Source organism: Paenibacillus sp. N119s (genome assembly GCF_059447605.1).
This window is the reverse complement of the sequence record NZ_JCAJRU010000498.1, coordinates 1-565: the sequence shown is the minus strand read 5'-3', so window position 1 is coordinate 565 and position 565 is coordinate 1. Positions and strand designations below refer to the sequence as shown.

General features: G+C 41.2%; 1 pseudogene. It reads right to left on the bottom strand.

Features of this window, described 5'->3' with window-relative positions:
* Positions 1 to 412: pseudogene (locus tag AC5V8P_RS25995) on the bottom strand (hypothetical protein); the annotation flags it as partial.
* Positions 413 to 565: the final 153 nt, after the last annotated feature.

Genomic DNA, 565 nt, shown 5'->3' with positions numbered 1-565 from the left:
CGTACTGATATTTTCGAACAAGTGCTGTGACCAGATCATCATAAGTACGGTGAATATCTTGATAGGAGCGTCTTTTACGTTTGATATCCATCTGGTATGAATGGGAAGCAGCCTCCAGTTCAAATGTATACACGCCTCGCACACAGTGTACGGACATACGTGTAACAATCCCATGGAACAGCCTTCTCAGCGATTGTCCCTGATCATTCAACTGACGAATCACAATCGACTCTTGCTCCATATTTTGACCGATATAAGCAGCTCCCTGTTCTTCAGAGAGCATGCCACTGATATGTAAATAGACATGATCATTAATGGTACGTGCTATTTGAAGTTGTTCGATGTGTAGTGGCTGAAAGGGACCATAAAAGCGTAGGCTTTCATATCCGATCCCATCTGATAATACGCTCAAGTGAGTTCATAACTCCTTTCCAGATGTGATGGGTATTTCCAAGTAAAGCACGTCATCTTGAAATTGCTTCTGTTTAAAGAAGACGCAGATGAGTAGAACTGTCAGTCAAGATAGATATGTATTACAAGGTTTGTGAGCTATAAAAGTTTAGAG